8 protein-coding genes are annotated in these 7291 nt (G+C 40.7%); 6 read left to right on the plus strand and 2 right to left on the minus strand.

Going from position 1 to position 7291, the window contains the following annotated elements; all coding sequences use genetic code 11:
• The first annotated feature begins 12 nt into the window (after positions 1-12).
• Entirely contained in the window at positions 13-564 is a 552-nt protein-coding gene (locus Q0192_RS06085) for a Uma2 family endonuclease (protein WP_299287649.1), read from the plus strand.
• A 55-nt stretch (positions 565-619) separates the two neighbouring features.
• Here Q0192_RS06085 and Q0192_RS06090 read toward each other — a convergent pair whose 3' ends face one another.
• Positions 620-802, minus strand: coding sequence for a CsbD family protein (locus Q0192_RS06090; RefSeq protein WP_299287652.1), 183 nt, complete (start codon positions 800-802; stop codon positions 620-622).
• Between the two features lie 207 nt (positions 803-1009).
• On the opposite strand from Q0192_RS06090, the gene Q0192_RS06095 reads away from it, so the two are divergent.
• Both Q0192_RS06095 and Q0192_RS06100 read left to right on the plus strand, forming a co-directional pair.
• Complete coding sequence (locus Q0192_RS06095) at positions 1010-1201, plus strand: hypothetical protein (RefSeq protein WP_299287654.1); 192 nt, start codon at positions 1010-1012, stop codon at positions 1199-1201.
• Positions 1202-1564, plus strand: a complete 363-nt coding sequence (locus Q0192_RS06100) for a hypothetical protein (RefSeq protein ID WP_299287657.1) — start codon at positions 1202-1204, stop codon at positions 1562-1564. It abuts the gene before it with no gap.
• A gap of 376 nt (positions 1565-1940) precedes the next feature.
• Here Q0192_RS06100 and recO read toward each other — a convergent pair whose 3' ends face one another.
• On the minus strand, positions 1941-2666 hold the full coding sequence (gene recO / locus Q0192_RS06105) for a DNA repair protein RecO (RefSeq protein WP_299287660.1): 726 nt from the start codon (positions 2664-2666) through the stop codon (positions 1941-1943).
• Positions 2667-2869: 203 nt separating this feature from the next.
• Between recO and ileS the strand changes: the two genes are divergently transcribed.
• The 3 genes from ileS to Q0192_RS06120 are packed head-to-tail and all read left to right on the plus strand — an operon-like array spanning position 2870 to position 7216.
• Positions 2870-6217, plus strand: a complete 3348-nt coding sequence (gene ileS, locus Q0192_RS06110; RefSeq protein WP_299287662.1) for an isoleucine--tRNA ligase — start codon at positions 2870-2872, stop codon at positions 6215-6217.
• Positions 6218-6610: a TraR/DksA C4-type zinc finger protein gene (locus Q0192_RS06115; protein WP_299287665.1), complete on the plus strand. Its 393-nt coding sequence runs from the start codon at positions 6218-6220 to the stop codon at positions 6608-6610.
• Positions 6611-7216: a lipoprotein signal peptidase gene (locus Q0192_RS06120; RefSeq protein WP_299287668.1), complete on the plus strand. Its 606-nt coding sequence runs from the start codon at positions 6611-6613 to the stop codon at positions 7214-7216.
• The last annotated feature ends 75 nt before the right edge of the window (positions 7217-7291 follow it).

The raw sequence follows: 7291 nt of genomic DNA on the forward strand, positions 1-7291 counted from the left end.
TTTAATTAAATTATGCTTACCGAAACAAAAATCAAGTTCACCGAAAAAGATTATATGATTTTAGAAGAAGGTGCGCCTTTTCAGTTGATAAATTATGATTTGATTATGTCGCCCTCACCAACACATTTGCATCAAAGTATTATTATCCGTCTTGCACAACATATCTCTAATTATCTAGATAAAACCAATGATGGAGGCTATTTTTTGATTGCTCCGACAGATATATTTTTAGATGAAGGAAACGTTTTTCAGCCTGATCTAATTTTTGTTTCTGCAGAAAACAGAAATAAAATTATTGGTGGAAAAATTGATTTTGCTCCAGATTTATGTATCGAAATTTTATCTCCTTCTACTGCCTATTATGATATCAAGCACAAAAAAAGAATGTATGAAAGTTATGGCGTAAAAGAATATGTGATTATTGATCCTTTAGATTTAAGTGCAGAAATTTACAGATTGGCAGAACAATGTTTTACGTTGGAAAAAACAGTTTATGCTGAAGGAAACCTAACATTACGAACCATTACTGGTTTTTCTGTTCCCTTTGAAAAGCTATTTTTATAACAAAAAAGGAAGCCCGAAACCAGGCTTCCTTAAATTTTATACGGTAAAAACAGTATTACAAGCTTTTCAGCCAGCTTACCACCTCGTCGCGGGTTTTGCCGGTTTTGGTTTGCAGCTTGCCCAGCAGTTCGTCGTCTTTACCTTCTTCGTGTTTCAAATCATCGTCAGTCAAATCGCCGTAAGCTTGTTTTACTTTGCCTTTTAACTGATTCCAGTCACCTTTTAAATCGAGATCCATAGTTTTAATGTTTAAGTATCGTGATAATAAAAGCATAACAAGAAAAATAGTTTTTAGTTTTTTTGACACTTAAAAAGAGGTGATAAAAGAAGCATCAGGTTGAAAAGAATAATTACTTTTTGGTTTTCTATTAATAATTTTCATCCTTTATTTGTGCTTGGATCGTATAGCTTTAGTATCTTTGTTATAATCTTAAAGCCAAATCATATGAACAACACTTATTTATATATTGCAATTGTTGTAGCTGTTATAAGCTTAATTGCCTGTATCCGTGTGATTGTTTTATACTTTTGGCAAATTAAACATTCTGATACCATCACTTTTGTAAAAGGCGACCGCCGCGTTACTGTTTCTAAAAATTACACCCGCGAAGACAGCGAAAAGCTGATGCAGTTGTAAATGCAGGCAGTTTCTAAACCGGATATTTCTGTAAAAAACGCAACCACAACTTTAACAATAGGTTTAACCACCTTCTTCGAGGTTCTTGCCGGTTTAATTGAAAACAATACACTTCGTGTGGCTATCATCTCTTTAATCCCAATTGTTGTTTTCGGGATTATTTACTTAGGCAATCAATTGGTAAAAGAAATCAATTACAAAAGAGGTGTAAGGTATTACACTAAATTAATTGCCCGCAGAAAAAAGGATTTATTAGAAACTGTTGATCCGTTAGAAATTGAACGTCTGAAAACACAGATTAGAGAACACGAGAATACGTTGGACAAACTTGGGGAAGACCATTATAAAATTTTGACTGAATAATTGTTCATTCAACCTACCAGAATCAATTTCTTCCCCCGAAAGCAGTACCGCCCAAATTTCCAGTTATCGGGTTTTGCCATGGCATCAATAATACGCGAAACGGCCATCGTTATATCAAAACATCAGGCTGCTGCTTAGCGTAAAAAGCCAATATGGAAAACAAATTAAAACAGCTTGGTATTCATTGCCCTGGTTGCAACTCCTTTATCTACATCCCTTTAGAACAAATTTTATTTGCAACTGAATTGAAGTGCAAAGCTTGTTCATTAACATTTATACCCAATAAAACAAGCTGCGAACAACTGTTGAAGCAGTTGCAGGAAACGGATTTTGTGTTTTAATGCTGCCAATATTTAAGCTGAAGTAACTGCTATTTTTATCCCAGCACTTCTTCCAGCACTTCGTGCGAACGGATTTGGCCGAAACTATCAATATGCAAGGCATAATATTCGATCATCCGGTCCAATAAATATTTTCGGATATCGTTGGGCAAACGGATTTCGGGCAAGTCTTCAAAATTTCGGCCGATCAATAAATTAAAATATTGCGTGTAAGGCGGCGCTAAATACAAGTTGTGCTCGGGTTTAGATTTCACAAACAAGCCATCTTTCAAATCAAAATAAGCGGCTGTTCCGGCTTCGTTCCGTTCAGGATGAAAACCCAAATACCGGCTTAACTGCACTAAAAACAGCAAGTGGAAATTGGCCAGTCCCTGCTCCTGATGGTCCAGCCATTCGATAGAATAAAAAATAAAATTGAACAAGTTTTCGTCCGAAGATTCCTGCCGCACGGCTTTGTAAAGCACTTCGTTCAGAAAAATAACCAACGAACTTTTAACAATATCGTACGGAATCGTAGTTAAAATCGGCGCGTTTTTCAATTCAGAAACGCGTTGAATGTTGCCGTTTAATTTATGATAAACCACCATTTCCAGCAAATGCAACGGTTGCAGCATGTTCCGGCTAATCTTTGCCCGCGGCTTTTTTACGCCGTTAATGAGGTAAGCCTGCAACCCAAATTTCTCCGTAAAAATTTGCACCACCACGCTGCTTTCGCTGTAATCCGTCGTTTTAAATACAATGCCGCGGGTTTTGTGTAACATCCTGCTAAACTAAAACAATCTTGCTGATCGGCAGAAACCGGATGCTTCTTTTATCGGCATAAAAACAGCAAGCAACACTAAATTTATGCCGGTAAAAGAAGCATTGGCCAATCAATTCCGGCCGATTTGTTTTACATAATCCAATTCAAAATCTCAGTAAAAACCGTATTTTTGCACCTCAAATTTTTGAGGTAAACGTATTGATGTACAAGGAATATAAACAGCTTAACCTGCCGGAGCTTGGAAACGAAGTCCTGGAATTTTGGAAGCAGAACCACATCTTCGAAAAAAGTATCAGCAGCCGCCCGGCCGGCAAACCTTACACTTTTTATGAAGGCCCGCCATCGGCCAACGGCATGCCCGGCATTCACCACGTGATGGCGCGTTCCATCAAAGATATTTTTTGCCGATACAAAACGCTAAAAGGCTACCAGGTGAAACGCAAAGGCGGCTGGGACACGCACGGTTTGCCGATAGAACTGGCCGTTGAAAAAGCTTTAGGCATTACCAAAGACGACATCGGCAAAAAAATTTCAATTGAAGATTACAACGCCGAATGCCGCAAAGAAGTGATGCGTTACACCGACGTTTGGAACGACCTGACCGAGAAAATGGGTTATTGGGTTGATTTGGAAGATCCATATATCACCTACAAAAACGAGTACATCGAAACCCTTTGGTGGATTTTAAAGGAGTTTTACAAAAAAGGATTGCTGTATAAAGGTTACACCGTGCAGCCTTATTCGCCTGCGGCTGGCACCGGTTTAAGTTCGCACGAATTGAACCAGCCCGGCACTTACCGCAATGTAAAAGACACTTCGATTACGGCGGAATTTCATCTCATTCCAAATCAAATCCATCCGTTAATTCCGGTTTTGTTTGGGGAAGAAGGTGAAGATACCGCCATTTTAGCATGGACGACAACGCCCTGGACTTTGCCTTCCAATTGTGCGTTGGCCGTTGGCGATAACATCAATTACGTCAAAATAAAAACTTTTAATCCTTACACTTTTGCGCCGGTTAGCGTGGTTTTGGCTAAGGATTTGGTTAACCAATATTTTAAAAAAGAAGGTGAGCATACTTCTTTTACCGGTTATAATTCCGGCGATAAAATTATTCCCTGGGAAATTGCTGCGGAATTTAAAGGCGCAGAATTAGTTGGATTACGTTATCAGCAATTGATGTCTTACGTTACAAATGAAGATTTGAAGCAAAACGCTTTCCGTGTTATTGCCGGCGATTTTGTAACGACCGATGATGGAACCGGCATCGTTCATACCGCTTCTATTTTTGGTGCGGATGATTTTCGGGTTGCGCGTGCAAACGGCGTTCCGTCGGTTTTGGTACGCGACGAGAACGGCAAAGAAGTTCCGTTGGTAAACAAACAAGGAAAGTTTGTGAATGAAGTAACCGATTTTGCCGGAAAATTTGTAAAAGAAGAATATTACAGCGAAGAAGAACGCCAAAATCCTGATTTTAAACCAACTGATGTATTGATCGCCATCAAATTAAAAGAAGATAACAAAGCGTTCGACGTTAAAAAATACGAGCACAGTTATCCACATTGCTGGCGCACCGATAAACCGATTTTATATTATCCGCTGGATAGCTGGTTTATCAAAACCACGGCGGTTAAAGAGCGGATGGTGGAACTCAACAAAACCATCAACTGGAAACCGGAATCCACCGGAACCGGACGTTTTGGTAACTGGCTGGAAAATCTGGTGGATTGGAACCTTTCCCGTTCGCGTTATTGGGGAACACCGCTGCCGATTTGGCGGACAGAAGACGGCTCGGAAGAAATCTGTATCGGTTCGATGGAGGAACTGAAAAACGAAATCCAGAAATCCATCAATGCTTCTTTTATGCCACAAAATTTTGTGTTGGATGATTTGCACCGTCCGTTTGTTGATGACGTGATTCTGGTTTCTTCAACCGGAAAAAAAATGTTTCGCGAACCTGATTTAATTGATGTTTGGTTTGATTCCGGAGCGATGCCTTACGCACAACATCATTCTCCGTTTGAAAATAAAGAAGCTTTTGCAACTTCTTTTCCGGCAGATTTTATTGCAGAAGGGGTTGATCAAACACGCGGCTGGTTTTTTACGCTGCACGCCATTGCCGTAATGTTGATGGATTCTGTCGCATATAAAAACGTGGTTTCCAATGGTTTGGTGCTGGATAAAAACGGCGTAAAAATGAGCAAACGCTTAGGTAACGCTGTTGATCCTTTTGAAACGATTGAAAAATACGGTGCCGATGTCACGCGCTGGTACATGATCAGCAATGCCTCGCCTTGGGATAACTTAAAGTTCAACTTAGAAGGTTTGGACGAAGTGCGCCGCAAGTTTTTCGGCACGTTGTACAACACGTATTCGTTTTTCGCTTTGTACGCCAATATAGATCAGTTTAAGTATGGAGAGGCAGACATCGAACTGCAAAAACGGCCGGAAATTGACCGCTGGATTTTATCCTTACTGAATACTTTAAGTGCTGAAGTTGACAGTTTTTATGCTGATTTTGAGCCGACAAAAGCAGCACGCGCCATCCAGGATTTTGTGGATGCGCATTTGAGCAACTGGTACGTTCGCCTTAGCCGTCGCCGTTTCTGGAAAGGCGATTACAGTGAAGACAAACTTTCGGCTTACCAAACTTTATACACTTGTTTGGATACGATTGCCAAATTGATGTCGCCAATTGCGCCGTTTTTTGCCGAACGTTTGTTTCAAGATTTAAATTCTATCACCCAAAAAGAAAACATAGAATCGGTGCATCTGGCAGATTTTCCGGCTTACCATCCAGATTTGGTGGACAAAGAACTGGAAGAACGGATGCAACTGGCGCAGGATATTTCTTCGCTAACGTTGTCGCTTCGAAAAAAAGTGGGCATTAATGTCCGCCAGCCGTTAAGCAAGATTTTGCTGCCGATTTTAAATCCGCATTTCCAGCAGCAGATGGAGCAGGTGAAGGAGTTAATCTTGTCTGAAACCAACATCAAAAATATCGAGTACATTACGGACAATGCTTCTTTTATCAGCAAAAAAATCAAACCGAACTTTAAAGCGTTGGGGAAAAAAGTTGGGAAAGATATGAAACAGGTTGCGGAAGCCATTGCCCAATTCAATCCGGAGCAAATTGCAGAGCTTGAACAAAACGGACAAATCCTCCTACCTCAAACCTCACACCTCCTAACTTTATCGGATGTTGAAATCACGGCAGAAGATGTTCCGGGTTGGCAAGTTGCATCTTTAGGAAAGCTTACAGTTGCCTTGGATGTGGCTTTAACCGACGAATTGAAGCAGGAAGGCATCGCCCGAGAGCTGATAAACCGTATCCAAAACCTGCGTAAAAGCAACGGTTTCGAGGTAACTGATAAAATTAATGTTAAGTTAAATGGCAACTCGGCCGTAGCAGAAGCTGTGAACAACAATTTATCCTATATTTGCGCCGAAATTCTGGCCGTTGATTTGATATTGGATACGCAGCTTAACAAAGGCGAAAAAGTAGCGATAAACGACGAAGAAATATTGATCGAACTAACCAAAGTATAAATGAAAACCGAACAAGCGTACGAGAAAAACAGATATTCTGATGTTGAACTAAAAGAATTTAAAGACCTTATTTTAGAAAAACTCCGCATAGCAAAAGAAGAACTTTTTGCCTTGACTTCTTCTTTAAGTAGCCCCAATTCTAACGGAACTGATGATACCTCAGGCACTTACAAAACTTTGGAAGACGGATCGGCAACTTTAGAAAAAGAACAGATCAACCAGTTGGCCGCCCGCCAGAAAAAATTTATCGAGCAATTGGAAGCTGCTTTAGGCCGCATCGAAAACCGCACTTACGGCCTTTGCCGCGAAACCGGAAAACTGATCCCGAAAGAACGTTTGCGCGCCGTGCCGCACACCACTTTGAGCATGGAAGCCAAAATGAAACAGTATTAAATGAAAGCCACTTATACCAAGCCGTTTTTAATCGCTGCTTTTATTGTGCTGGCCGACCAGATTTTGAAAACCTGGGTACGCACGCACATGGTTTTGGGCGAAGAAATTAAGCTGCTGGGAAACCGTGGCTTTTTGCATTATACCGAAAACAACGGGATGGCTTTTGGCTGGGAACTGGGCGGTGAAGTAGGAAAACTAGCTTTAACGCTTTTCCGGATTCTGGCCGTTTCGGGGATTGCTTACGGTTTGGTTTATTTGATTAGGCATAAATTTCACCGCGGGTTGATCCTTACCATTGCGCTTATTTTTGCAGGCGCTTTGGGCAATATCATTGATTCGGCTTTTTATGGCGTTATGTATCATTATGCGCCTTTGTTCCAGGGCCGCGTGGTAGATATGTTTTATTTCCCGCTGCTCACCGGCGTTTTCCCATCGTGGGTACCGGTTTGGGGCGAAGAAGAATACATCTTTTTCCGTCCGGTTTTTAACATTGCCGATGCCGCCATTTCGGTTGGTGTGGTGCTGATTTTATTAAACCAAAAGAAGTATTTTAAAGAAGAGATCAAAGAAGAACCACAACCGAATAGTGAGATTGTAGAGGAATGATTTGGTGAAGAACCTTGTTTTTGTCATTTCCTTTAGATTAGCAGATGAATAAAAGGCATAGTTATTATTGTTGTT

Source organism: uncultured Mucilaginibacter sp. (assembly GCF_937859865.1).
GTDB lineage: Bacteria > Bacteroidota > Bacteroidia > Sphingobacteriales > Sphingobacteriaceae > Mucilaginibacter_A.

Excerpts from the sequence above, each read along its gene's own strand:
- Q0192_RS06085 (WP_299287649.1), top strand. The coding sequence starts at position 13 with ATGCTTACCGAAACAAAAATCAAGTTCACCGAAAAAGATTATATGATT.
- Q0192_RS06090 (WP_299287652.1), bottom strand. The coding sequence starts at position 802 with ATGGATCTCGATTTAAAAGGTGACTGGAATCAGTTAAAAGGCAAAGTA.
- Q0192_RS06095 (WP_299287654.1), top strand. The coding sequence starts at position 1,010 with ATGAACAACACTTATTTATATATTGCAATTGTTGTAGCTGTTATAAGC.
- Q0192_RS06100 (WP_299287657.1), top strand. The coding sequence starts at position 1,202 with ATGCAGGCAGTTTCTAAACCGGATATTTCTGTAAAAAACGCAACCACA.
- recO (WP_299287660.1), bottom strand. The coding sequence starts at position 2,666 with ATGTTACACAAAACCCGCGGCATTGTATTTAAAACGACGGATTACAGC.
- ileS (WP_299287662.1), top strand. The coding sequence starts at position 2,870 with ATGTACAAGGAATATAAACAGCTTAACCTGCCGGAGCTTGGAAACGAA.
- Q0192_RS06115 (WP_299287665.1), top strand. The coding sequence starts at position 6,218 with ATGAAAACCGAACAAGCGTACGAGAAAAACAGATATTCTGATGTTGAA.
- Q0192_RS06120 (WP_299287668.1), top strand. The coding sequence starts at position 6,611 with ATGAAAGCCACTTATACCAAGCCGTTTTTAATCGCTGCTTTTATTGTG.